At 68.8% G+C, this 24,115-nt stretch carries 23 protein-coding genes and 2 pseudogenes; 6 read left to right on the plus strand and 19 right to left on the minus strand.

Annotation, left to right across the window (positions count from 1 at the left end; translation table 11 throughout):
- Positions 1 to 107 precede the first annotated feature (107 nt).
- Positions 108 to 956 (minus strand): 3-hydroxyacyl-CoA dehydrogenase family protein, encoded by an 849-nt coding sequence (locus ABZ826_RS01880; RefSeq protein WP_361440664.1) that lies wholly within the window; start codon positions 954 to 956, stop codon positions 108 to 110.
- Positions 957 to 1,122: 166 nt separating this feature from the next.
- A complete protein-coding gene (locus ABZ826_RS01885) occupies positions 1,123 to 1,764 on the minus strand; it encodes a TetR/AcrR family transcriptional regulator (RefSeq protein ID WP_361440667.1) in 642 nt (213 codons plus the stop codon).
- 82 nt (positions 1,765 to 1,846) lie between these two features.
- Here ABZ826_RS01885 and ABZ826_RS01890 point away from each other — a divergent pair, with 82 nt between their 5' ends.
- The 3 genes from ABZ826_RS01890 (at position 1,847) to ABZ826_RS01900 (ending at position 4,100) form a co-directional block, all read left to right on the plus strand.
- Complete coding sequence (locus ABZ826_RS01890; RefSeq protein WP_361440670.1) at positions 1,847 to 2,629, plus strand: ATP-binding cassette domain-containing protein; 783 nt, start codon at positions 1,847 to 1,849, stop codon at positions 2,627 to 2,629.
- A gap of 82 nt (positions 2,630 to 2,711) precedes the next feature.
- A complete protein-coding gene (locus tag ABZ826_RS01895; RefSeq protein ID WP_361440673.1) occupies positions 2,712 to 3,455 on the plus strand; it encodes an ABC transporter permease in 744 nt (247 codons plus the stop codon).
- 72 nt (positions 3,456 to 3,527) lie between these two features.
- Positions 3,528 to 4,100 carry a cob(I)yrinic acid a,c-diamide adenosyltransferase gene (locus ABZ826_RS01900; RefSeq protein ID WP_361440676.1) on the plus strand — a complete coding sequence of 191 codons (573 nt, stop codon included), beginning with the start codon at positions 3,528 to 3,530 and terminating at the stop codon, positions 4,098 to 4,100.
- 54 nt (positions 4,101 to 4,154) lie between these two features.
- Here ABZ826_RS01900 and ABZ826_RS01905 read toward each other — a convergent pair.
- The 3 genes and pseudogenes from ABZ826_RS01905 to ABZ826_RS01915 all read right to left on the minus strand — a co-directional run bounded on the left by ABZ826_RS01905 (position 4,155) and on the right by ABZ826_RS01915 (position 6,900).
- Positions 4,155 to 4,697 (minus strand): annotated as a pseudogene (locus ABZ826_RS01905) (hypothetical protein).
- 170 nt (positions 4,698 to 4,867) lie between these two features.
- Positions 4,868 to 6,325, minus strand: a complete 1,458-nt coding sequence (tnpB, locus tag ABZ826_RS01910; RefSeq protein WP_361440679.1) for an IS607 family element RNA-guided endonuclease TnpB — start codon at positions 6,323 to 6,325, stop codon at positions 4,868 to 4,870.
- On the minus strand, positions 6,322 to 6,900 hold the full coding sequence (locus tag ABZ826_RS01915) for an IS607 family transposase (protein WP_361440682.1): 579 nt from the start codon (positions 6,898 to 6,900) through the stop codon (positions 6,322 to 6,324). Before ABZ826_RS01915 ends, tnpB begins: the two co-directional genes overlap by 4 nt.
- Before the next feature lie 109 nt (positions 6,901 to 7,009).
- Between ABZ826_RS01915 and ABZ826_RS01920 the strand changes: the two are divergent.
- The 3 genes and pseudogenes from ABZ826_RS01920 to ABZ826_RS01930 all read left to right on the plus strand — a co-directional run bounded on the left by ABZ826_RS01920 (position 7,010) and on the right by ABZ826_RS01930 (position 10,949).
- Positions 7,010 to 8,205, plus strand: a pseudogene (locus ABZ826_RS01920) (histidine kinase).
- The gene (locus ABZ826_RS01925; RefSeq protein ID WP_361440685.1) at positions 8,202 to 8,852 is read left to right on the plus strand and encodes a response regulator transcription factor; all 651 of its coding nucleotides are present in this window, start codon (positions 8,202 to 8,204) and stop codon (positions 8,850 to 8,852) included. Before ABZ826_RS01920 ends, ABZ826_RS01925 begins: the two are co-directional and overlap by 4 nt.
- 219 nt (positions 8,853 to 9,071) lie before the next feature.
- Complete coding sequence (locus ABZ826_RS01930; RefSeq protein WP_361440688.1) at positions 9,072 to 10,949, plus strand: glycoside hydrolase family 18 chitinase; 1,878 nt, start codon at positions 9,072 to 9,074, stop codon at positions 10,947 to 10,949.
- A 198-nt stretch (positions 10,950 to 11,147) separates the two neighbouring features.
- Here the strand turns inward: ABZ826_RS01930 and ABZ826_RS01935 are convergent, their stop codons facing one another.
- From ABZ826_RS01935 to ABZ826_RS02000, 14 genes are all read right to left on the minus strand, one after another.
- Complete coding sequence (locus tag ABZ826_RS01935) at positions 11,148 to 11,594, minus strand: DUF2550 domain-containing protein (RefSeq protein ID WP_361441127.1); 447 nt, start codon at positions 11,592 to 11,594, stop codon at positions 11,148 to 11,150.
- 141 nt (positions 11,595 to 11,735) lie between these two features.
- Positions 11,736 to 12,110, minus strand: coding sequence for a F0F1 ATP synthase subunit epsilon (locus ABZ826_RS01940; protein WP_361440691.1), 375 nt, complete (start codon positions 12,108 to 12,110; stop codon positions 11,736 to 11,738).
- A 110-nt stretch (positions 12,111 to 12,220) separates the two neighbouring features.
- On the minus strand, positions 12,221 to 13,663 hold the full coding sequence (gene atpD, locus ABZ826_RS01945; protein ID WP_361440694.1) for a F0F1 ATP synthase subunit beta: 1,443 nt from the start codon (positions 13,661 to 13,663) through the stop codon (positions 12,221 to 12,223).
- The gene (locus tag ABZ826_RS01950) at positions 13,663 to 14,577 is read right to left on the minus strand and encodes a F0F1 ATP synthase subunit gamma (RefSeq protein ID WP_361440697.1); all 915 of its coding nucleotides are present in this window, start codon (positions 14,575 to 14,577) and stop codon (positions 13,663 to 13,665) included. The genes atpD and ABZ826_RS01950 overlap by 1 nt, the downstream gene beginning before the upstream one ends.
- A 3-nt stretch (positions 14,578 to 14,580) precedes the next feature.
- A complete protein-coding gene (gene atpA, locus ABZ826_RS01955; protein WP_361440700.1) occupies positions 14,581 to 16,152 on the minus strand; it encodes a F0F1 ATP synthase subunit alpha in 1,572 nt (523 codons plus the stop codon).
- 138 nt (positions 16,153 to 16,290) lie between these two features.
- On the minus strand, positions 16,291 to 17,106 hold the full coding sequence (locus ABZ826_RS01960; protein WP_361440703.1) for a F0F1 ATP synthase subunit delta: 816 nt from the start codon (positions 17,104 to 17,106) through the stop codon (positions 16,291 to 16,293).
- Positions 17,103 to 17,648: a F0F1 ATP synthase subunit B gene (locus ABZ826_RS01965; RefSeq protein ID WP_361440706.1), complete on the minus strand. Its 546-nt coding sequence runs from the start codon at positions 17,646 to 17,648 to the stop codon at positions 17,103 to 17,105. Before ABZ826_RS01965 ends, ABZ826_RS01960 begins: the two co-directional genes overlap by 4 nt.
- A gap of 38 nt (positions 17,649 to 17,686) precedes the next feature.
- Positions 17,687 to 17,914, minus strand: coding sequence for a F0F1 ATP synthase subunit C (locus tag ABZ826_RS01970; protein WP_266426509.1), 228 nt, complete (start codon positions 17,912 to 17,914; stop codon positions 17,687 to 17,689).
- 72 nt (positions 17,915 to 17,986) lie between these two features.
- Complete coding sequence (atpB, locus tag ABZ826_RS01975) at positions 17,987 to 18,823, minus strand: F0F1 ATP synthase subunit A (RefSeq protein WP_361441129.1); 837 nt, start codon at positions 18,821 to 18,823, stop codon at positions 17,987 to 17,989.
- Between the two features lie 210 nt (positions 18,824 to 19,033).
- A complete protein-coding gene (locus ABZ826_RS01980; RefSeq protein ID WP_361440709.1) occupies positions 19,034 to 19,471 on the minus strand; it encodes a hypothetical protein in 438 nt (145 codons plus the stop codon).
- 262 nt (positions 19,472 to 19,733) lie between these two features.
- Entirely contained in the window at positions 19,734 to 21,119 is a 1,386-nt protein-coding gene (locus ABZ826_RS01985; protein ID WP_361440712.1) for an MraY family glycosyltransferase, read from the minus strand.
- A 253-nt stretch (positions 21,120 to 21,372) separates the two neighbouring features.
- Complete coding sequence (gene glyA / locus ABZ826_RS01990; RefSeq protein ID WP_361440715.1) at positions 21,373 to 22,638, minus strand: serine hydroxymethyltransferase; 1,266 nt, start codon at positions 22,636 to 22,638, stop codon at positions 21,373 to 21,375.
- Positions 22,639 to 22,797: 159 nt separating this feature from the next.
- Positions 22,798 to 23,439 (minus strand): protein-tyrosine-phosphatase, encoded by a 642-nt coding sequence (locus ABZ826_RS01995; protein ID WP_361440718.1) that lies wholly within the window; start codon positions 23,437 to 23,439, stop codon positions 22,798 to 22,800.
- Positions 23,436 to 24,083 (minus strand): L-threonylcarbamoyladenylate synthase, encoded by a 648-nt coding sequence (locus ABZ826_RS02000; RefSeq protein WP_361440721.1) that lies wholly within the window; start codon positions 24,081 to 24,083, stop codon positions 23,436 to 23,438. The genes ABZ826_RS01995 and ABZ826_RS02000 overlap by 4 nt, the downstream gene beginning before the upstream one ends.
- Between the last annotated feature and the right edge of the window lie 32 nt (positions 24,084 to 24,115).

Genomic DNA, 24,115 nt, shown 5'->3' on the forward strand with positions numbered 1-24,115 from the left:
GCCAAGGCCCGGCGACGACCCGAGCGGGCCCACCGAATCCGAAAGACGCCCCCCGGACGTCCGGGCCTGACCAACGGCAGATCAGGCGACCGGAGTACCGAAAACGATCAGTACGTGTAGAAGCCCTGCCCGCTCTTGCGACCGATGTCACCTGCGTCCACCATCCGGCGCATCAGCTCCGGAGCGGCGAACTTCTCGTCCTGCGACTCGGTGTAGATGTTGCTCGTGGCGTGCAGCAGGATGTCGACGCCGGTCAGGTCCGCCGTGGCGAGGGGCCCCATGGCGTGGCCGAAGCCCAGCTTGCACGCGATGTCGATGTCCTCGGCCGAGGCGACGCCCGACTCGTACAGCTTGGCGGCCTCGACGACGAGCGCCGAGATCAGCCGGGTGGTGACGAAGCCGGCCACGTCACGGTTGACGACGATGCAGGTCTTGCCGACGGACTCGGCGAACTCCCGTGCGGTGGCGAGGGTTTCGTCGCTGGTCTTGTAGCCGCGGACCAGTTCGCAGAGCTGCATCATCGGGACCGGCGAGAAGAAGTGCACACCGACGACGCGCTCGGGGCGCTCCGTCACGGCCGCGATCTTGGTGATCGGGATGGCGGAGGTGTTGGACGCGAGGACGGCGTCGTCCCGGACGATCTTGTCGAGGGCCCGGAAGATCTCGTGCTTGACCTCGAGCTTCTCGAAGACGGCCTCGACGACGACATCCGCGTCGGCGACCGCGTCGAGGTCGGTGGTGGTGGTGATGCGGGCCAGCGCGGCGTCGGCGTCGGCCGCCTCCAGCTTCCCCTTGGAGACGAACTTGTCGTACGAGGCCTTGATGCCGTCACGACCACGGGTCAGAGCCTCGTCGGTGACGTCCCGCAGCACGACGTCCCAGCCCGCCTGGGCGGAGACCTGCGCGATGCCGGATCCCATGAGTCCGGCTCCGATGACGGCGAGCTTCCTGGCCACGTATGCACCCCTTGGTTTCTGTTCGCCCCTGCAGCTGGTCCCTGCACGGCCCGGTCCTGATGGTTGTTCGCATGCTCTCCGGCGGAGATTAGTACCCGCGAGCGGCCCTGTGGCCGTGAAGAGATGCGCGTCACGTCTCACATGACGGACATCACACCGGCACCCGTCATTCGGCGGCGCGCCGGGCGTAGTTGAGGACCTTCTCGCCGAGGAGGTCCTCGATCTCGTCGAGCAGGACAAGCGCGTCGCGCGACACATCGGCGGCCTTGCGGCCCGCGACCATCTCACGGCCGATATACCCCATCAGCGTGCTGTGCACCCAGGAGAGCTGACCGGCCACCAGGATCGGGGTCGGGTCACCGGCCGCGGCTCCGGACTCCTCCTGGAGCGTCGTCTCCAGGTGCAGCAAGGCCTCCTGCTGCACGTGCCAGAGGCGCGCCTTGAGACCGTCGGCGCCCTCGATGACCCGCGCGAACTGCGCGTAGCCCTCCATCAGACCGACGGTCGGGGACACGCCCTCCACCTGGATGCGCAGTTCGCGCAGGACGGCGTCGGCCGCGGACTCGCCCTTGTCGCGGCCCCGGACGTAGCGGGAGAGGCGGTCGACGATGCCGCGGCTGCGGTCCAGGAAGAGGTCCTCCTTGGCCGGGAAGTAGTTGTAGACCGTGTTCACCGAGACGTCGGCGGCGCGGGCGATCTCGGCGATCGTGACCGCGTCGAAGCCCCGCTCCAGGAAGAGACCGGTCGCCACATCCGAGAGGTGCTGCCTGGTCTGGCGCTTCTTGCGCTCCCTGAGTCCCTCAGCCATGGGCCCATCGTAGGGCTCTCATGGGGTTCATGAATATTTGGAGTCATTGTATTTTTTCAGTGACTCTGTTTTTGTGGTCACTATGCCAATCATCAGCACGGCCGGCCTCGCCCGGACCTTCGACACCAGGAGCGGCCCGGTGACGGCCGTACGCTCCATCGATCTGAAGGTCGCGAGCGGCGAGATCGTCGGCCTTCTCGGTCCCAACGGAGCGGGCAAGACCACCACCCTCCGCATGCTCACCACGCTGCTCGCCCCCACCGGCGGCGCGGCCACCGTCGCCGGCTGCGACCTGCTCACGGATCCGGCGGGCGTACGGGAGAAGTGCGGCTACGTCGCGCAGTCCGGTGGCGTCGATCCCCACATCACCGTGCGGGAGGAGCTGGTCACCCAGGGCCGGATGTACCGGCTCGGCAAGTCCGCCGCGGTGGCCCGCGCCGGAGAACTCGCCGACGAGCTGGGCCTGGCGGAGCTGCTCGACCGCAAGACGGCCACGCTCTCCGGGGGCCAGCGGCGGCGGCTCGACATCGCGATGGGGCTCACCCACCGCCCCGTCGTGCTCTTCCTCGACGAGCCGACCACCGGACTCGACCCGGGCAGCCGCGCCGATCTGTGGGCACTGGTCCACCGACTGCGCGACGAATCCGGCACGACCGTCGTACTCACCACCCACTACCTCGATGAGGCGGACGCACTCGCGGACCGGCTGGTCGTGGTCGACGGCGGTGAGGTGGCGGCAGAGGGCACACCCGCCGCGCTGAAGACGCGATACGCGGGCTCGGCCGACGCCTCGCTCCAGGACGCCTTCCTCGCGATCACCGGGCGCTCCCCCGCGCCCGCCGACGCCCAGCCCCTCGCCGTCTGAGGGCTGTCCCGTCATCCCTGGCGGGCGCCCCGGATGACGGGACAGCCCTCAGCACTGTGACCGACCGCCCCAGAGGAATCCGATGCTTCTCCACGACACCGCACTCATCTTCGGCCGGTACGCCCGGCAGACCCTGCGCTCCAGGTTCCAGATCCTCTTCGGCATCCTCATGCCGCTGCTGTACCTGCTCTTCTTCGGCCCGTTGCTCACCGGACTGCCACTCGGTCCGGCCGGTGACTCCTGGCAGATCCTGGTCCCCGGACTGCTGCTCCAACTCGGCCTGTTCAGCGCCTCGTTCGCCGGGTTCGCCCTCATCATCGACAACACGAACGGGGTTGTGGAGCGGATGCGGGTGACCCCGGTCAGCCGGGCGGCCCTGCTGCTGGGCCGGGTCCTGCGGGATGCGTTGCTGTTCATGTTCCAGGCGGTGCTGCTGGTCCTCGCCGCCGTACTCATGGGGCTGCGCGCACCGCTGTGGGGGGTGCTGATCGGTTTCGCGTTCGTCGGACTGCTGACGGTCTCGCTGGCCTCTCTGTCGTACGCCCTGGCGATGAAGGTCCGTACGCCCCAGGAGTTCGGACCGGTGATCAACTCGATCACCATGCCGGCCATGCTGCTCTCCGGTCTGATGCTGCCGATGGCGCTGGGCCCCGACTGGCTGGACGTGCTCTCCCACCTCACCCCGTTCCGCTATCTCGTGGACGCGGTGCGGGACGCGTACGTGGGCTCGTACGCCACCGCGCACATGCTGTACGGCGTCCTGGTGGCGCTCGGCTTCGCCGCCCTCGCCGTGACGCTGGGCACCCGCGTCTTCCACCGGGCCTAGAGCCTCTCGTCCGGATCACGCCGGGGCACGCGGGCCCGGCCTGATCCGGGGGACAGCCCTTAGGCTGGCCGCATGGTCAACCTGACACGCATCTACACCCGCACCGGCGACCAGGGCACCACCGCCCTCGGCGACATGAGCCGGACCGCCAAGACCGATCTGCGGATCTCGGCGTACGCCGACACCAACGAGGCCAACGCCGTCATCGGTACGGCGATCGCGCTCGGCCGGCTCCCCGAGGACGTCGTGAAGGTGCTCGTCCGTGTGCAGAACGACCTGTTCGACGTGGGCGCCGATCTGTCGACCCCGGTCGTCGAGAATCCCAAGTACCCGCCGCTGCGGGTCGAGCAGGGTTACGTCGACAAGCTGGAGGCGGACTGCGACCACTTCCTGGAGGAGCTGGAGAAGCTGCGCAGCTTCATCCTGCCGGGCGGTACGCCGGGGGCGGCGCTGCTGCACCAGGCGTGCACCGTGGTCCGGCGAGCGGAGCGGTCCACGTGGGCGGCGCTGGAGGTGCACGGCGAGGTGATGAACGCGCTGACGGCGACGTATCTCAACCGGCTCTCCGACCTGCTGTTCATCCTCGCGAGGACGGCGAACAAGGAGGTCGGCGACGTGCTGTGGGTACCGGGCGGCGAGCGGTAGCCATGCGCGGCGAAGACGCCGGACGGGCCCGGTCCACGGGATCCGTCCGGCCGTTCAGCGCCGCGCTCCCTCCCGTTTCGGGAACAGCGTGTAGCTCCCCGCGATCACCACATTGATCCCGATCACCAACAGCATCCTCTGCTGCCACGCCTGGAGCGACGACACGTCCCCGTCCCCGCCCACGTACCAGATCGCCACCTGCAGCAGCGCCAGCGCCACCACCGCCGCGACCGTCCAGCGCGCCGCGGTCCGCCACTCGTGCGCCGCACGCTCCCTCCCGTACTTCGGCGGCTTCACCGGCGGCGGGCCGCCCGCTAAACGGTGGGCGACCCGGGCGTCGACCCAGCGGATCGTGGAGTGGCCGAGCCCCACCGTGAAACCGATGTAGACCGCGGCGAGTCCGTGCTTCCAGTCGGGCTCCGCCCCGTTCTTCAGGTCGATGGCCGTCACCACCAGCAGCACGACCTCCAGCAGCGGCTCGCACAGCAGCACGGCCGCGCCCAGTCACGGCTTCCTCGCCGGGTACCGCAGCGCGAGCCCCACGGCCAGCAACACCCAGAAGCCGACTTCACAGAGCACGATCAGCGTGACGATCACGGCACTTCTCCTTCCCGTCCCCTCCAGCCTCCTCACCGGGGCGCCCGGAATCGTCGTCACCAGTGACGAACCGCGACTGCATCCTTCGATGTACTCATGCCTCACCGTTGCTTTGATCATCAAGTGATCTCAGTAATTCCGGTGTTTCCACCGGAATGGTCCGTAACGGGTCACCAGGGTGCGAGTTGTGCCCTGGTGGCTTGTTGACGGTCTCCCGTTTCCTTCCCGGCCCGGGGGCTGGGGGTTGTGCCACCTGCCCGCCCCGTCCCGGCCTTGCGGCGCGGGCGGGTGCTGCGGGTCTTGTGGTCGGCTCCACGGGGCTTCGACTCCGCGTTGGCGGGGTCCAGGTCTCCGGCCACTCCGGTACCTGTTGTGCGGGCCGCGAGAGCGACCAGGTTGTGTCCGGCGTTGGCGTCCCGGTCGATGACGAGGCCGCAGTTGTCACACTCGAAGACGCGCATGCTGAGGAGCAGCTTGGCTTTCACCGCACCGCAGCGGGAGCAGGTCTTCGAGGAGGGGAACCAACGGTCGGCGACGACGAGTCGTGTGCCGTGCCGACGGGTCTTGTAGGTGAGCTGGCGTCGGATCTCGCCGAACGCAGCATCCGCGACGCGGCGGGACAGGCTCCGGTTGCGGCCCATTCCGGCAACGTTGAGGTCTTCGACAACGATCGTGCCGTACTCGCGGGCAAGGCGGGTCGTCATCTTGTGGAGAGTGTCCTCACGGAGGTTCGCGACCCGGTGATGCACCTTGTTCCGGGTCCGGTTGGCCTTCTCCCAGCGCTTCGATGCCTGCTGCCCGGTGCGCCGGTCGGGGCCCTGGCGGCGCGAGAGGACACGGCCGGCGCGGCGCAGCTGCTTCTGCGCGCGGTCGAGGTGGCGTGGGTTGGGTTCCATAGCGAGGGCACCGTCGCTGTCCGCGAGGACGGCGAGGGTCTTGATGCCGAGGTCGATACCGACCGCCGTGTCCGGGCGGGCGACCTTCACCAGCTGGTGCTTCTCCTCGGCCTGCAACGACACGAACCAGCGGCCCCGGTCCTGGCGCACTGTCGCAGACAGGATCCGCAGGTGCCCGGCATCGACGAGGGCCCGCAGTCGGGAGGCGCTCTCGTGGACGCGGACGCGGCCGATCCTCGGCAGGGTGACGTGGCGTCCGTCAGGCTCGACACGAATCGTCCCGGTGGTGAACCGGCAGGCCGGGCGTGCTCTCCGCTTCGATTTGACGCGCGGGATGCCCATCTTGCGACCCTTGCGCCTCCCCCTCTTCGACTTCGCGTAGTTGTCGAACGCTGCCGACGCGCCTGCCAGGCCGGTGTTGTATGCCTCCTTGGAGTTCTCCTCCCACCAGCCGGCGAAACGCGGGTTGGTGCGCTTGTCCTCGTTGAACGCCTTCCGCAGCGACGGCAGCGACCACGACCGCCACGGTGTCAGCTCGCCCTCGGGAATGCCGTAGGACTGCTCGGCCTTGCGCTGCCACCACGCGGCGGTGACGTACTCGACGGCCCAGTTGTACGCGGCCCTCGCGGCACCTGCGTGCGAGTGCAGGCGGCGGCCGGCCGTGGCGTTCGGGTCCAGCGCGAGCTTGTGCGCGAGGACGGTGAAACCGGGCCGGGACTTGAACTTCTTCATCCGGCCGCTTCCGGGCCGGTGGCAACGGCGACTGCCTGGGCGGCACGGTTCTTCGCGGAACGCCGGCCGTACAGGCGTACGCACATCGAGGTCAGGATCTCGGTGATATCCCGTACAAGATCGTCGGCCGTCTCCGCCGGGTCAAGGACGAGCAGGCGCCGCCCCGAGGCCGAGAGGGCGGCCTCCAGGTGCTCGATGCCGAACCGGGCGAGGCGGTCACGGTGCTCGACCACGATCGTCCCCACACCCGGGTCGGCGAGCAGCCGGTGCAGCTTGCGACGGCGCCCGTTCAAGCCGGAACCGATCTCCGTCACCACGTCAGCAACCGTGAGACCCCGGGACGTTGCGCCCTGAACGGTCCGGGCGACCTGGCGCTCCAGGTCCGCTTTCTGGTCACCGGACGAGACACGGCAGTACGCCACGGCCCGTCCCACAGCGTGCGGGACCGACTCGGCCACAAGCCATGTACCCGACGGCGTCTGCACAACCGGGACCGGCATACGGCCCTCCTTCGCCCAGGTCCACGCGGTCTGGTAGTGCACGCCGTTGCGCGCCGCCCACTCGGAAAGCTTCACAACATCAGGATATTCACCGAGAATGACCGATATCCACTGAAAGAAATGGGAACTGTTGTTCACCCCCGGTACGGAGGTCCCGGGCCGGGCCGCCGCGTTGGATGGGAGGGTGCTCCCCCTCGCCCGCCCGCACCGCCACGACGTACTCATCGCCGCCACCGGTCTGTCCGGTGGCCTGTTCCTGTGGCTGCTCGGGCTGCACACGCAGGGCGACCGGGCCTTCGTCGCGCCCTGGGTCTCCCTGCTGCCGCTCGCCGTCGTCTCGGGCCTCGAACTGGTACGCAGGACCGCTCCACAGACGGCGCTGGTCGTCGGTACGCTCGCACTGGTCGCGGACCAGTTCACGATCGGGAACCTGGCGACGGTGATGATGTTCACCGACCTCATGTACGCGGCCGTGCTGTACGGGACACCGGCCGCCGCCCGCCGCATTCCGGTGACCACGATCCTGATCACGATCGCGGTCACCATCGGATTTTTGGCGTGGTTCCGCGATCCCCAGGCACTGCTCATCGGCGTCGTCACCGGCATGGTCTCGTTCCTGCCCGCCATCACCGGGGTCAGCGTCCGCAACCACCGGGACGCCGCCGAGGCGCCCGGCTGCGCGCCGATCAGACCGCGCTGCTGGCCGAGATGGACCGTACCCAGGCGGTGACCGCCGAACGCGCCCGGATGGCCCGCGAGTTGCACGACATGGTGGCCAACCACCTCTCCGCCATCGCCATCCACTCCACCGCCGCGCTCTCCATCGACGAGCCGCAGACCTCGCGCGAGGCGCTCGGCGTGATCCGGGAGAACAGCGTCGACGGGCTCGCCGAGATGCGCCGGCTGATCGGACTGCTGCGTACCGGTGGCGCGGCCGGTGAGCCGAGCGCCTCGCCGACGCTCGCCTCGCTGAACGCGCTGGTCGAGCAGACCCGTACGAACGCCGTGTCGAGCGGACTGACCTGCACCTTCGAGGACACCCGCGGCGAGCGGGGACCGCTGCCCGCGCCGGTCGAGCTGGCCGCGTACCGGATCGTCCAGGAGTCCCTGACCAACGCGCTCAAGCACGCCGCGCCCGGCCCGGTCGTGGTGCGTCTGGGCCGGGACGGGCCGCTGCTCACCGTGGAGGTCAGCAGTGTGCTCGGGGACCGCTCCGGGCCGCGCGCCCCCGGATCGGGGGCCGGCCTGGTGGGGATGCGGGAACGGGTGGCGCTGCTGGGCGGCGCGATCGAGGCCGGTCCGGTCAGTCCCGCCGACGGGACGGAAACCTGGCAAGTGCGGGCCGAACTGCCTGCGGAGGAAGGGGCGTTGGAAACATGACGATCCGGGTTGTGGTCGCCGAGGACCAGTCGGCCGTCCGAGCCGGGCTGGTGCTCATTCTGCGCAGCGCACCGGACATCGACGTCGTCGGCGAGGCCGGGGACGGCGAGGAGGCGGTGCGTCTGGCACGTGAACTGCGTCCGGACGTGGTGCTGATGGATGTGTCGATGCCGCGCCTCGACGGAGTGTCGGCGACCGGGCAGGTGGTGGCCGAGCGACTCGCGGACGTGCTGGTGCTGACGACGTTCGATCTGGACGAGTACGTCTTCGGGGCGCTGCGGGCGGGGGCGGCGGGCTTCCTGCTGAAGAACGCCGATGCGCGCGATCTGCTCGAAGCGGTACGCGTCGTGGCGCGCGGCGAGGGGCTGATCGCCCCGGCCGTGACACGCCGTCTGATCGCGGAGTTCGCCGGGACCACCCCCGCGCGGGTGACGAACACCCCCGATCCGGCGGTTCTCGACGCCCTCACCCGGCGGGAGCGGGAGGTGCTCGGCTGCCTCGGCGCGGGACTGTCGAACGCCGAGATCGCGGTCCGGCTCTCGATGGCGGAGGCGACGGTGAAGACGCATGTCAGCCGATTGCTGGGCAAGCTGGAGCTGCGCAGCCGGGTCCAGGCAGCGGTATTGGCCCAGGAGTTGGGCATCTGAGGTGACAAGTCGCAGCGATCGGGGACGGCTCGGCTGGAGCAGGAGCGTGTGTTCCGATCACGATCTTTGGTCTGGACCTCTTGACGATTGGTCCAGACCTTCCTAATCTCACCGAGCACACTGCGGTGAGTGCGCCATGACAAGGCGCGCTCAGGGCGGCGCAGGGTTTGCAGTCCACGGACCACCCCCGTTTGTCCGGACCTCACCCGAGGAGCACCGTTGAGCACTGAAACCCCCCTACGCCGGACCCGATTCGGACTCGGGACCGGAAGAGCCACCAGATCCAGAGCGGTCGCGGGACTCACCGCGCTGCTTCTTCCGCTCGCCGCGATGGTCGGCCTGGCCTCCCCCGCCGAAGCCGCCACCTCGGCAACCGCCACGTACCTCAAGAAGTCCGACTGGGGCAGCGGCTTCGAGGGCCAGTGGACGGTGAAGAACACCGGCACCACCGCCCTCACCTCCTGGACCATCGAGTGGGACTTCCCCTCGGGCACCGCGGTCGGCTCCGCCTGGGACGCCACCGTCACCAGCTCCGGAACCCACTGGACCGCCAAGAACCTCGGCTGGAACGGCTCGGTCGCACCGGGCGCCAGCGTCTCCTTCGGCTTCAACGGCACCGGTCCCGGCGCCCCCACCGGCTGCAAGCTGAACGGCGCCTCCTGCGACGGCGGCAGCGTCCCGGGTGACAACGCCCCCTCGGCGCCCGGCACCCCCACCGCGAGCGCCGTCACCGACACCTCGGTGACGCTCAGCTGGACCGCCGCGACCGACGACCACGGCATCAAGAACTACGACGTCCTGCGCGACGGCGCCGTCGTCTCGACCGTCACCGGCACGACGTACACCGACTCCGGCCTCAAGGCCGGAACCGACTACTCGTACACCGTGCAGGCCCGTGACACCGCTGACCAGACCGGTCCGGTCAGCGGCGCGGTCAAGGTCCACACCACCGGTGGCGGTGGCAACCCCGACCCCGGCACCGGCGGCAAGGTCAACCTCGGATACTTCACCGACTGGGGCGTCTACGGCCGGAACTACCACGTCAAGAACCTCGACACCTCGGGTTCCGCCGCGAAGATCACGCACATCAACTACGCCTTCGGCAACGTGACCGGCGGCAAGTGCGCGATCGGTGACTCCTACGCCGACTACGACATGGCGTACACCGCCGACAAGTCCGTCGACGGCGTCGCCGACACCTGGGACCAGCCGCTGCGCGGCAGCTTCAACCAGCTGCGCAAGCTCAAGGCGAAGTACCCGAACATCAAGGTCCTGTGGTCCTTCGGCGGCTGGACCTGGTCCGGCGGCTTCGGTGAGGCCGCGAAGAACCCGGCCGCCTTCGCCGAGTCCTGCTACAACCTGGTGGAGGACCCCCGCTGGGCCGATGTCTTCGACGGCATCGACATCGACTGGGAGTACCCCAACGCCTGCGGTCTGACCTGCGACACCAGCGGCCCGGCCGCACTGAAGGGCATCACCTCGGCCCTGCGCGCGAAGTTCGGGACCAAGAACCTGGTGACGGCCGCCATCACCGCCGACGCCTCCGCCGGCGGCAAGATCGACGCCACCGACTACGCGGGCGCCGCCCAGTCCCTGGACTGGTACAACGTGATGACGTACGACTTCTTCGGCGCCTGGGACGCGAAGGGCCCGACCGCCCCGCACTCCCCGCTCACCTCCTACAACGGCATCCCGCAGGCCGGCTTCAACTCTGCCGACGCCATCGCCAAGCTGAAGGCCCAGGGCGTCCCCGCCTCGAAGCTGCTGCTCGGCATCGGCTTCTACGGCCGCGGCTGGACCGGGGTCACCCAGGACGCGCCCGGCGGCACCGCGACCGGCGCCGCACCCGGCACCTACGAGGCGGGCATCGAGGACTACAAGGTCCTGAAGACCAGCTGTCCCGCCACCGGCACCATCGCCGGCACGGCGTACGCGCACTGCGGGACCAACTGGTGGAGCTACGACACCCCGGCCACCATCGCCACCAAGATGACCTGGGCGAAGGGCCAGGGCCTGGGAGGCGCGTTCTTCTGGGAGTTCAGCGGTGACACCGCCAACGGTGAACTCGTCGGCGCGATCAACAACGGTCTGAAGTAGCCCCCCGCGCGATTGCGCGCAACACCCCGGAAAACGACCGGGGAGACGGGTCCGCCCCCCGTCTCCCCGGTTCTTCGTGCGTTGCCGTACGGGACCTCGCGGGCCGACACCGTACGGGGCCGTCAGGCCGCGCCCGCGGTCCCCCGGGCCTCGTCCACGTCCGGGAGATGAGGTACTCCCTTCCGGCGAGCCCTCCGGTTACGCCACATTGACCCGCTGGCCGGGCGGAGCCGCCTCCAGCCAGGCGAGGAATCCGGTCAGCGCGTCCTCGCTCATGGCCAGCTCCAGGCGGGTCTCACGGTGGAGACAGCCGAGCACCACGGCGTCGGACAGGAGCGCCAGCTCCTCCTCGCCCTCGGGCAGCCGACGGGCGATCACCTCGATCGCGGAACGCTCCAGGACCCGGCGCGGGCGGGGAGCGTACGAGAAGACCCGGAACCAGTTGATCCGGTCGCCGCTGTACCGGGCGACCCCGTACACCCAGCCCTTGCCGGAGAAATCGGGCTCCTCCGGCACATTCCATCGCAGGCTGCAGTCGAAGGTCCCGCCGGAGCGCTGAATCAGCCGCCGGCGCAGACCGAAGACGAAGAGACCAACCGCGACCAGTGCGACGACCAGCCCGCCCACCCACAGCGCGAGGAACATCTCCACCGACCTCCTCGCGTCGTCGAGTAACGGATACCGCCAGAACCGCACCTGCACCTGCATCGCCTCAGCCGCGGCACGGTCTGGAGAGGTCTCCAGCTCGGGCCGCGGCTGAGGTTAAAGCTACGTTGTCGCGGAGCGCTAGCGCACCGCCACCGCACGCAGTCGCACTTCGGCGCGCCGCTCGGAAGCGGCGTCCGTGCCCGACTTCGCACGCTCCAGCGCACGCTCGGCGCGCCGGACATCGATCTCGTCCGCCAGCTCCGCGATCTCCGCGAGCAGCGAGAGCTTGTCGTCCGCGAACGAGATGAAACCGCCGTGCACAGCGGCGATCACGGTCGCGCCGTCGCTCGTACGGATCGTCACCGGGCCCGATTCCAGCACACCCAGAAGCGGCTGGTGACCGGGCATGACGCCGATGTCGCCGGACGTGGTGCGCGCGACGACCAGGGTGGCCTCGCCGGACCAGACACTGCGGTCCGCGGCGACCAGCTCGACGTGCAGCTCAGCAGCCAAGGGTGGCTCCTCGGGTCACCACCCGGCCGTTCGAGCCGGGTGTTGGGTCAATTCTACGGGGCGTGGTGAGGGGGGCGGGACGCACCCACCCCCCTCGGTGAGCCATGGGCTCAGGAGACGCCGAGCTCCTTGGCGTTGGCCTTGAGGTCCTCGATGCCACCGCACATGAAGAACGCCTGCTCCGGGAAGTGGTCGTACTCACCGTCGGCGATCGCGTTGAACGCGGCGATCGACTCGTCGAGCGGAACGTCCGAACCGTCCACGCCGGTGAACTGCTTGGCGACGTGGGTGTTCTGGGACAGGAAGCGCTCGATGCGACGGGCGCGGAAGACCGTGAGCTTGTCCTCCTCGCCGAGCTCGTCCATACCGAGAATGGCGATGATGTCCTGGAGGTCCTTGTACTTCTGCAGGATTCCCTTGACCCGCATGGCGGTGTCGTAGTGGTCCTGCGCGATGTAACGCGGGTCCAGGATCCGGGACGTGGAGTCCAGCGGGTCCACGGCCGGGTAGATGCCCTTCTCGGAGATCGGACGGGAGAGAACCGTCGTCGCGTCGAGGTGGGCGAAGGTGGTGGCCGGGGCCGGGTCGGTCAGGTCGTCCGCGGGGACGTAGATCGCCTGCATCGAGGTGATCGAGTGACCGCGGGTCGACGTGATGCGCTCCTGCAGCAGACCCATCTCGTCGGCCAGGTTCGGCTGGTAACCCACCGCGGACGGCATACGGCCGAGCAGGGTGGACACCTCGGAGCCGGCCTGGGTGTACCGGAAGATGTTGTCGATGAAGAAGAGCACGTCCTGCTTCTGCACATCGCGGAAGTACTCCGCCATGGTCAGACCGGCCAGCGCCACACGAAGACGCGTGCCCGGCGGCTCGTCCATCTGACCGAAGACGAGTGCCGTCTTGTCGATGACGCCCGAGTCGGACATTTCCTCGATGAGGTCATTGCCCTCACGGGTACGCTCACCGACGCCCGCGAACACCGACACACCGTCGTGGTTGTTGGCGACGCGGTAGATCATTTCCTGGATCAGAACGGTCTTGCCGACACCGGCACCACCGAACAGACCGATCTTTCCACCCTTGACGTACGGGGTGAGAAGGTCGATGACCTTGACGCCGGTCTCGAACATCTCGGTCTTGGACTCGAGCTGGTCGAAGCTGGGCGCCTTGCGGTGGATCGGCCAGCGCTCGGTGACCTCGGCCGAGGCCTCGGGCTTGTTCAGGATCTCGCCGAGGGTGTTGAACACCTTGCCCTTGGTGATGTCACCGACGGGGACCGTGATGCCGGCGCCCGTGTCGGTCACCGGGGCCTGGCGGACCAGACCGTCGGTGGGCTGCATCGAGATCGCGCGGATCACACCGTCACCGAGGTGCTGGGCGACCTCGAGCGTCAGCGTCTTGAGCTTGCCGTCCTCGGCCGGGTCGGCCACCTCGACGGTCAGCGCGTTGTAGATGTCCGGCATCGCGTCGACGGGGAACTCCACGTCGACGACCGGGCCGATGACCCGGGCGACGCGGCCCGTGGCAACGGCCGTCTCAACTGTGGTCGTCATTACTTGTCACTCCCCGCGGTCGCGTCGGCCAGCGCACTGGCACCACCGACGATCTCGCTGATTTCCTGGGTGATTTCGGCCTGGCGGGCCGCGTTGGCAAGCCGGGAGAGGCTCTTGATGAGCTCACCGGCGTTGTCGGTGGCCGACTTCATCGCGCGGCGGCGGGCAGCGTGCTCGGAAGCAGCGGCCTGCAGCAGCGCGTTGTAGATCCGGCTCTCGACGTACCGCGGAAGCAGGGCGTCGAGGACGTCCTCCGCCGACGGCTCGAAGTCGAAGAGCGGCAGGATCTCTCCCTTGCCGTCCTCCTCCTTCGCGGCGTCGAGACTGAGCGGCAGCATCCGGTTGTCCACCGGGTTCTGCGTCATCATCGACACGAACTCCGTGAAGACGATGTGCAGCTCGTCCACGCCGCCCTCGGCGGTCTCCTTGGTGACCGCTTCGATCAGCGGAGCCGCGGCCCGCTTCGCATCCGCGTACGTCGGGCTGTCGGTGAAGCCCGTCCACGAATCCTCGACCTTGCGCTCGCGGAATCCGTAGTAGGCGACACCCTTGCGGCCGATCACATACGTGACGACCTCCTTGCCCTCACCGCGCAGCCGCTCGGTCAGTCGATCCGCGGCCTTGATGGCGTTGGAGGAGTAACCGCCGGCCAGACCGCGGTCGCTCGTGATGAGCAGGACCGCGGCCCGCGCCGGAGCGTCGGCCTCGGTGGTCAGCGGGTGCTTGGTGGTGGAGCCGGTCGCCACCGCGGTCACCGCGCGGGTGAGCTCGGTCGCGTACGGCGTCGACGCCGCCACCTGGCGCTGCGCCTTGACGATGCGCGCGGCGGCGATCATCTCCATCGCCTTGGTGATCTTCTTCGTGGCGGTGACGGAGCGAATGCGGCGCTTGTAAACGCGAAGCTGAGCGCCCATCGATCAGCCCTCGCCCAGCAGCTTGCCGTCCGAGGTCTCGAACTGCTGCTTGAAGGCGGCGACGGCGTCGGCAATCGCCTGCAGCGTGTCGTCGGACATCTTGGCGCCCTCGGCGATGCTGGTCAGGAGCTCCTTGCGCTCGCGGCGCAGGTACTCCAGCAGCTCGGTCTCGAAGCGACGGATGTCCTCGACCGGGACGTCGTCCATCTTGCCGTTGGTGCCGGCCCAGATGGAGACGACCTGCTCCTCGACCGGGAACGGGGCGTACTGCGGCTGCTTCAGCAGCTCGACCATGCGCTTACCGCGCTCCAGCGACGCCTTCGAAGCCGCGTCCAGGTCGGAACCGAAGGCGGCGAACGCCTCCAGCTCGCGGTACTGGGCGAGGTCGACACGGAGCCGGCCGGAGACCTGGCGCATGGCCTTGTGCTGGGCGGAGCCACCGACACGGGAGACCGAGATACCGACGTTCAGGGCCGGACGCTGACCGGCGTTGAACAGGTCGGACTCCAGGAAGCACTGGCCGTCGGTGATGGAGATGACGTTGGTCGGGATGAACGCCGACACGTCGTTCGCCTTGGTCTCGACGATCGGGAGGCCCGTCATCGAACCGGCGCCCATCTCGTCGGAGAGCTTCGCGCAGCGCTCCAGCAGACGCGAGTGGAGGTAGAAGACGTCGCCCGGGTAGGCCTCGCGGCCCGGCGGACGGCGCAGCAGAAGCGACACGGCGCGGTAGGCGTCGGCCTGCTTCGAGAGGTCGTCGAAGATGATCAGGACGTGCTTGCCCTGGTACATCCAGTGCTGACCGATGGCCGAACCGGTGTACGGCGCCAGGTACTTGAAGCCGGCCGGGTCGGACGCCGGAGCGGCGACGATGGTCGTGTACTCAAGCGCGCCGGCCTCTTCCAGGGCACCACGCACGGAGGCGATGGTGGAACCCTTCTGACCGATGGCGACGTAGATGCAGCGCACCTGCTTGTTCACGTCGCCCGTGCGCCAGTTGTCGCGCTGGTTGATGATCGTGTCGACGGCCAGAGCGGTCTTACCCGTCTGACGGTCACCAATGATCAGCTGACGCTGGCCACGGCCGATCGGCACCATGGCGTCGACGGCCTTGTAACCGGTCTGCATCGGCTCGTGCACCGACTTACGGACCATGACGCCAGGGGCCTGCAGCTCGAGGGCGCGGCGGCTGTCGGTCGCGATCTCGCCGAGACCGTCGATCGGGTTGCCGAGCGGGTCGACGACGCGGCCGAGGTAACCCTCGCCGACGCCGACGGAGAGCACCTCACCGGTGCGCTGCACCGGCTGGCCCTCTTCGATGCCGCTGAACTCGCCGAGGACGATGGCACCGATCTCGCGCTCCTCAAGGTTGAGGGCGAGACCGAGGGTGCCGTCCTCGAACTTCAGCAGCTCGTTCGCCATGGCCGAGGGAAGACCCTCGACCTTCGCGATGCCGTCGCCAGCAACGCTGACCGTACCGACCTCCTCGCGCGAGGCCGCGTCCGGCTTGTACGACTGGACAAAGTTCTCCAGCGCGTCCCGGATCTCCTCCGGCCGGATCGTGAGCTCCGCCATCTGGGTTCCCTGCTCTCCTTGTTGGGCCCGAAGTTTCTTAAGGGGGTCTGGGGGCCGACCCCCAGGAATCTTCTGCAATTTCTGCACGGCCCAACCGGGCCGCTGGTCTTGCTCTGTTCTGTTGCTGCGCTGTGCTCGTCAGCCGGCCATGCGACGGGTCGCCTCGTCGAGGCGCTCCGCGATGGTGCCGTCGATGACCTCGTCACCGACCCGCACCGCGATCCCGCCGAGGACCGTGGGGTCCACATCGAGATTCAGGTGCATCGGACGGCCGTAGATCTTCGCCAGTGCGGCGCCGAGGCGCTGCTTCTGCTGATCGCTCAGCGGCACTGCCGAGGTGACCACGGCGACCATCCGGTCCCGGCGCTCCGCGGCAAGCTTGGAGAGGGACTCGAGTCCCGCTTCCAGGCTACGTCCACGCGGCTGGGTGACGAGCCGCACGACGACGCGCTCGGTGGCGGGCCGTGCCTTGCCGCCGAGCAGGCTGCGCAGCAGCTCGCTCTTGGCGGCGGCGGACGCGGACCGGCTGGTGAGCGCGGCGCGCAGCTCCTTGTCGGAGGCGACGATCCGGCCGAACCGGAACAGCTCGTCCTCGACGTCGTCGAGGTCTCCGCTGCGCTGGGCGGCGGTGAGGTCCGCGATGTTCGCCAGTTCCTCGACCGAGTCGACCAGGTCACGCGACTGCGACCAGCGGGAGCGGACCATGCCGGAGATCAGGTCGACGGTCTCGCCGCCCACCTGACCGCGCAGCAGTCGCCCGGCCAGCTCGGCCTTGGCCTCGCCGGCCTGCGACGGGTCGGTCAGGACCCGCCGCAGTGAGACCTCGCGCTGGAGCAGCGCCGTGACGGCGGCCAGCTCCTCGGCGAGCTTCGCCGCGTCGACCGACGTGTTGTCGGTCAGCGCGTCGAGACGCTCACGTGCGGCAGCCAGTGCCTCGCGGCTCGCGCCGTTCATCGGACAGCCTCGGCCTTCGCCTCGAGCTCGTCGAGGAAACGGTCGACGGTGCCGCTCTGCCGGGCGTGGTCCTCAAGGGACTCGCCGACGAGCTTGCCGGCCAGGTCGGTGGCGAGCTTGCCCACGTCCTGACGCAGCGCGGAAGCAGCCGCCTTGCGGTCGGCCTCGATCTGGGCGTGGCCGGCAGCGATGATCTCCTCGCGCTGCCGCTGGCCTTCCGCCCGCATCTCCTGCAGGATCACGGCGCCCTGCTCCTGCGCCTCCTGGCGCAGGCGCGCGGCCTCGTGACGGGCCTCGGCGAGCTGAGCCTTGTACTGCTCAAGAACGCTCTGGGCCTCGGTCTGGGCCGCATCGGCCTTTTCGATACCGCCTTCGATGGCCTCACGGCGCTCTTCCAGAACCTTGTTGATGTTCGGGAGGAGCTTCTTGGCGAGGAAGCCGAAGACGATGACGAAGGCGATCAGACCGATGACGAGCTCAGGGAGCGGCGGAAAGAGCGGATTCTCCGGTTTTTCGGCCGCGAGCTGAACCAGGGGGTTCACATCAGTGCCTTTCGTCGGAACGGACTAGTCGCGGTTCGTCAGCTGTAGACGAACGGCATGACCAGACCGATCAGGGCGAGCGCCTCACAGAAGGCGAAGCCGAGGATCTGGTTGGCGCGGATCAGGCCCGCAGCCTCGGGCTGACGGGCGAGAGCCTGCGTGCCGTTACCGAAGATGATGCCGACGCCGACGCCGGGGCCGATGGCGGACAGGCCATATCCGACGGAGCTGAGGGAACCGGTGACGGCGGCAAGGGTCTGGGACATGCCAGTTCTTCCTTCTCTTTCACGGACCGGCGGGGGTTGGCCACCGGACGACTGGGGGTAGGGGAGGCGCGATCAGTGGTGCTCGGCGACAGCGCCCTGGACGAAGGTGCACGCCAGGAGCACGAAGACGTACGCCTGAACAGCCTGGATGAAGAGCTCGAAGGCTGTCATCACAATGACCATCACGAACGAGACACCCGCGTAGGCGATACCGATGCCGTTGAGCAGGTACCAGCTGGCGATGGTGAAGAGCAGCAGCAGCGTGTGCCCCGCGAACATGTTCGCGAAGAGTCGGACCGCGTGCGTGAAGGGGCGGACCAGGACGTTCGAGAAGAACTCGATGACCATGACCAGCGGCAGAACCGCGCCGAGCGACTTGTCGTAGCCCGTCAGGTTCTTGAAGCCGCCGACGAAGCCGTGCCGCTTGAACGTGATGCTCATCCAGAGGATGTAGACGATCAGTGCCAGACCGGCCGGGTACGCGATGACCGACGTCACCGGGAACTGGGCGAGCGGGATGATCGACCAGAGGTTCATCATCCACACGAAGAAGAAGATCGAGACCATCAGCGGGACGTACTTCTCGCCCTCGCGCTTGCCGAGCGTCTCGTAGACGATGCCGCGGCGGACGAAGTCGTAGCCGGCCTCGGCGACCATCTGCAGCTTGCCCGGAACGACCTTCGGCTTACGGAAGGCGGCCCAGAAGAAGCCGACGATGATGACCGTACCGAGGAGCGCCAGCAGCATCGTCTTGTTGAAGTAGATGTTGCTGTCCGCGTCACCGAAGATCGGCTCGAACAGGAAAGAGTGCAAGCCAGGACCCGGGAAACCACAACCGGAGAAGATGTGGCAATCGGTCTCGAAGGCGAGCACCTGTGTCGGGTCAGCACTCACCGCGGGCTCCTTCAGCGTGGCGCATAGGTACGGCAACCTCGTTGTGTCGGCGCGGCGCGCAGCCGCGGTTCGGCACTGGACTGGTGTTACGGATGTGTGAGCGGCAGTCAGGCATTGAGCCTCGCGATCGAGCAGGCGTCAGCTCACATGCCCGCGCCCGCAGTGCCGCAGTTGGAACCGGACGATAGCAGGGTCCCGGACTTGCACTTATTCCGCCCCTACCCTTCACGTCTTCGACCCGGGGTTCTTGGGCTTTTCGCCCTTGTCGGACTCGGGTTCGACGTAAAGGATCTTGGCCTTCATGTGCGCACGCGTCTGTGCGCCGATCCACACGAGGGTCGTCGCGACCAGCGTGATCGCGAAGGCCTTCGGGTTGAACATCGTGGTGTTCTTGAATGCGGCGACGAAAATGAACAGCAGAAGAAGCTGGGCCGTATACAGCATCAGCCCCATCGCCTGGAACAGGTGGGGCAGGGACCGCGCGGTCCGCTGCAGGACCATGAGTCCGATCCCCATGAAGAGGATCACCACGATCGCCGCAACGGCCGCGCCCAGGGCTCCCTTGCCGCCTGCGACGCCACCGCTGACCGCAGCGGCGACAGCGCCGGCAGCAGCGGTGGGTACGGCGGCTTGGAGGAGAGTCCGGACGTCGTTGGACGGCATGGCGGCAGCTCCGCTTGCAGGGGGTGGGCAGTGTGTCGTCATGGACGAGCGTAGGCCCGGTCCGAGTCGATGCCTCGGGCCGATGGACCGTGGTACTCAGGTCCTTCAACTCCGTCACCGGGCTTCGTGAACGGTATCACAAACTATTTGATGAGGTCTTTACCAAGAAAGTGTGCTTGCTGTCACACGTGAGGGTGAACATGCATGTGTGAGCAAGACAACTCAACGCCTTGTCTGGTATTGCCCCGCAATGACCGAATCGTCAATGCGCGGAATCGGCCCTGTCTCTGTCCGAAAAACGCGAACGGGGGCCGATGGCAGTCGCCCCGTTGACGCCGGAAACTCCCACGACGACCGGTGTGCGCTCCTGCCCCTCGTGCTCCTCCCGCCCCATCTGCGTGTCCAGGGGCCGCTGTTGGGCTCCGTCCGCCGATGAGCGCGCCGCCTCGGGCACCCCGCCCCGGCCGCGGTGACGACGATACCTGGGCGGTACGAAGCGTTCCGCCCAGTACGGCGCCTGCGGGGTGAACCGGGGCATCAGCAGCAGTACGAGCCCCAGCGCGCTCAGCCCCATGATCACCAGCACGATCCACAGGGAAGCCGAGTGCACGGAGTAGCCGACCGCGCCGAAGGCGATCAGGGCCGACCAGAAGTACATGATCAGCACGGACCTGCTGTGCGAATGACCGATCTCCAGCAGCCGGTGATGCAGATGCCCGCGGTCCGCGGCGAACGGCGACTGGCCGTTCCAGGTGCGCCGCACGATCGCCAGCAGCAGGTCGGCGGCCGGGATCGCGATGATGGTCAGCGGCAGCAGCAGCGGGATGAAGACCGGCAGCATCGCGTGGGTGGCCTCGCGCTCGCTGCCCGCGAAGAGCTTCATCGTGTCCGGGTCGACCTGCCCGGTGACCGAGATGGCCCCGGCCGCCAGCACCAGGCCGATCAGCATCGAGCCCGAGTCGCCCATGAAGATCCGGGCCGGATGCATGTTGTGCGGCAGAAAACCCAGGCACATGCCCATCAGGATGGCCGTGAAGAGCGTCGCCGGGGCCGCCGCCTCGATCATGTGCCCGTACCAGAGCCGGTACGTGTACAGGAAGAACGCCGCGGACGCGATGCAGACCATGCCCGCCGCGAGACCGTCCAGACCGTCGACGAAGTTGACCGCGTTGATGGTGATGACGACCAGGGCGACCGTGAGCAGCGTGCCCTGCCACTGGGTGAGCGCGACGGTGCCGACGCCGGGGATCGGCAGCCACAGGATCGTCAGGCCCTGGATCACCATGACCGCGGCGGCGATCATCTGCCCGCCGAGCTTGATCAGCGCGTCGATCTCGAACTTGTCGTCCAGAACACCGATCAGCCAGATCAGCGCGGCGCCGGAGAGCAGTGCCCGCGGCTCGTTGGAGAGTTTGAAGACCCAGTCGAGGTTGTGCAGATGGGCAGCGACGATCAGTCCGGCGCACAGCCCGCCGAACATGGCGATGCCGCCGAGCCTCGGTGTCGGTTCTCGGTGGACGTCGCGCGCACGGATCGCGGGCATCGCCCCGACCGCGATGGCGAACTTTCGCACCGGGCCGGTCAGCAGATAGGTCACCGCGGCCGTGACACAGAGCGTCAGCAGGTAATCACGCACGGGCTGCCCCACAGAATTCGCCGGCCATCTCAGCCCCTCACCTTAGACCGTCCGGCAGTCGGGGGGCGGAACAAGGAGCGGGGTCGGCCGCGTGCAGCTGCAAGGCGGAGGAGGGAGCCCACGCGGAGCGTAGGCGACTGACGACAACGCCGCGGATGCGCGTGCCCGACCCCGTGACGCCGGCCCCCGACTGCCGAACGGTCTGACTACGTCGGGCTCATGGTCGAGGACACTGCGGCCGGGCCGACGGTCGCACGGGACACGTCTACACCGGATAGGGCGGATATTTCCGCGCCAGTTCCTGGACCTCGGCGCGGATGTCGCCCTCCTCACGTACGGCCGCCCCGAAGAGGACCGCCAGCCGCGCCATGTCGGCGTCGTCCATGCCCTGGGTGGTGACGGCCGCGGTGCCGAGCCTGATGCCCCGGGCGTCCCCGTACGGAAGCGCGCAGGTGTCCAGCACCAGGCCGGCCGCCACCAGCCGGGCACGGGCGGCCGGGCCGTCGACGCCCAGCGGGGCCGGGTCCGCGACGATCAGGTGGGTGTCGGTGCCGCCCGTGGTGACGTCGAAGCCCTCGGCCTCCAGGCCGGCGGCCAGCACCCGGGCGTGGGCCACCACCCGGTGGGCGTACGCCGTGAATGCCCCAGTGGCCGCCTCCCCGAACGCGACGGCCTTCGCGGCGACCGTGTGCATCTGGGCGCCGCCCTGGGTGAAGGGGAACACCGCCCGGTCGATCCGCTCGGCCAGCTCCGCGCCGCACAGGATCATCCCGCCGCGCGGACCGCGCAGCACCTTGTGCGTGGTCGCGCAGACCACGTCGGCGTACGGGACGGGGCTCGGCGCCGCTCCCCCGGCGATCAGTCCCATCGGGTGCGCGGCATCGGCGATCAGATACGCGCCCACCTCGTCGGCGATCTCCCGGAACAGCTCGTAGTCGGGATGGCGGGGGTACGAGATCGAGCCGCTGACGATCGCCTTGGGGCGGTGCGTCCGCGCCAGGGCGCGCACCTGCTCGTAGTCGATCAGGCCGCTCTCGGAGTCCACCCCGTAACCGATGAACTCGAACCAGCGGCCGGAGAAGTTGGCGGGCGAGCCATGGGTGAGGTGTCCGCCGTACTGGAGTCCCATCGCCAGCACCGTGTCGCCGGGGCGCAACAGGGCCGCGTAGGCGGCGAGGACTGCGGAGGAGCCGGAGTGCGCCTGGACGTTGGCGTGTTCGGCGCCGAAGAGCGAGGTGGCCCGTCGGCAGGCGATGCGTTCGGCGGCGTCGGCCTGGTCGCAGCCGCCGTGGTGGCGGGCGCCGGGGTAGCCCTCGGCGTATTTGTTGGCGAGCGGCGAGCCGAGGGCGGCGAGGACCGCGGGCGAGGTGAAGTTCTCGGCGGCGATCAACTGCAGGGTGCTGGACTGCCGGTGCAGCTCCCCCAGCAGCACGGCGGCGATCTCCGGGTCCTCCCGGAGCAGGGCACCGAAGTCCTGCGGCAGGGCGGCCCCGGCTGCGGAGGGGGGTGCGGCGGGAGTGGTGACCGGCATCGATGAACTCCGGGCCTTGGAGGGTGCGCTGGCGTCAGCTCCAATGTAGGCCCGTGAGGGGCCTCCTGCCCGCTGTGCGGCGACGTCGTACACCCGTTGGGCCCAGGGGGTACCCGGCCGACGTGTACGGCCGTCAGAGTGGCGCCGGGCGCGCGCCCGTCAGTGCGGGGCCGACACGCCGGTCAGCGCGGTGACGACCGGGTCGAGGGCCTGATTGATCTCGTCGCCGATGGAGCGGAAGAACGTGATCGGGGCGCCGTAGGGGTCGTACACCTCGTCGGCCTCGGCGGTGGGCGCCAGCAGCCAGCCGCGCAGCGCGGCCGCGGCGCGGACCAGCGCGCGGGCGCGCTCGACCACGCCCTCGTCGCGCGGGTCGGGCAGCGTGGCGGGGTCTATGGCCCGGACCAGCCGGGTGAATTCCTTGAGCGTGAAGGTCCGCAGCCCGGCCGAGTGACCCATCGAGATCACCTGTGCCCGGTGGTCGCGGGTGGCGGTGAGCACCAGGTCGGCGCGGATCACGTGTTCGTCGAGCAGCTCCCGGCCGACGAAGCCGGTGGTGTCGGCGCCGAAGTCGGCGAGGACGATCTCCGCGTTGGCCTCCATGGGGGCGCCTTCGTGGCCCCAGGTGCCCGCGCTCTCCACGATCAGCCCGCCCTGGCGCGGATCGCCGAGGCGGTCCACCAGGGCGTGCCGGGTCAGCCGCTCGGTGATCGGTGAGCGGCAGACGTTGCCGGTGCTGACGTGGAGGATGCGGAAGGTGTCGGACTGCCCCGCTATGCCACGCCCCTCAGGGGCGGTCAATTGGCCACCTCAAGGTCGGGTACCACCTTGCGGAGCTCCTCCACGGAGAGCGCGCCGGCGCGCAGCAGCACGGGGATCCTGCCGGTCACGTCGACGATCGACGACGGCACGATGCCGGGCGTCGGGCCGCCGTCGAGGTAGACGGAGACGGAGTCGCCGAGCATCTCCTGGGCCGCGTCGCAGTCCTCGGGGGCCGGGTGTCCGGTGAGGTTGGCGCTGGAGACGGCCATCGGGCCGACCTCGGTGAGCAGCTCGATGGCGACCGGGTGCAGCGGCATCCGGACGGCGACGGTGCCGCGGGTGTTGCCGAGGTCCCACTGCAGCGACGGCTGGTGCTTGGCGACGAGCGTGAGTGCGCCGGGCCAGAAGGCGTCGACGAGCTCCCAGGCCTGCTCGGAGAAGTCGGTGACCAGGCCGTGCAGGGTGTTCGGGGAGCCGATCAGGACGGGGCTCGGCATGTTGCGGCCGCGGCCCTTGGCCTCCAGCAGGTCTCCGACGCCCTCGGCACTGAAGGCGTCCGCGCCGATCCCGTACACGGTGTCGGTGGGCAGCACGACCAGTTCGCCGCGGCGGACGGCCGACGCGGCCTCACGCAGACCCGTCGTACGGTCGGTCGCGTCGTTGCAGTCGTATCGCCGTGCCATCAGCCGGCCTCCTCAAGCATGTACGGGTATGG

The organism is Streptomyces sp. NPDC047515 (assembly GCF_040643055.1).
In the GTDB taxonomy this organism is placed as follows: domain Bacteria; phylum Actinomycetota; class Actinomycetes; order Streptomycetales; family Streptomycetaceae; genus Streptomyces.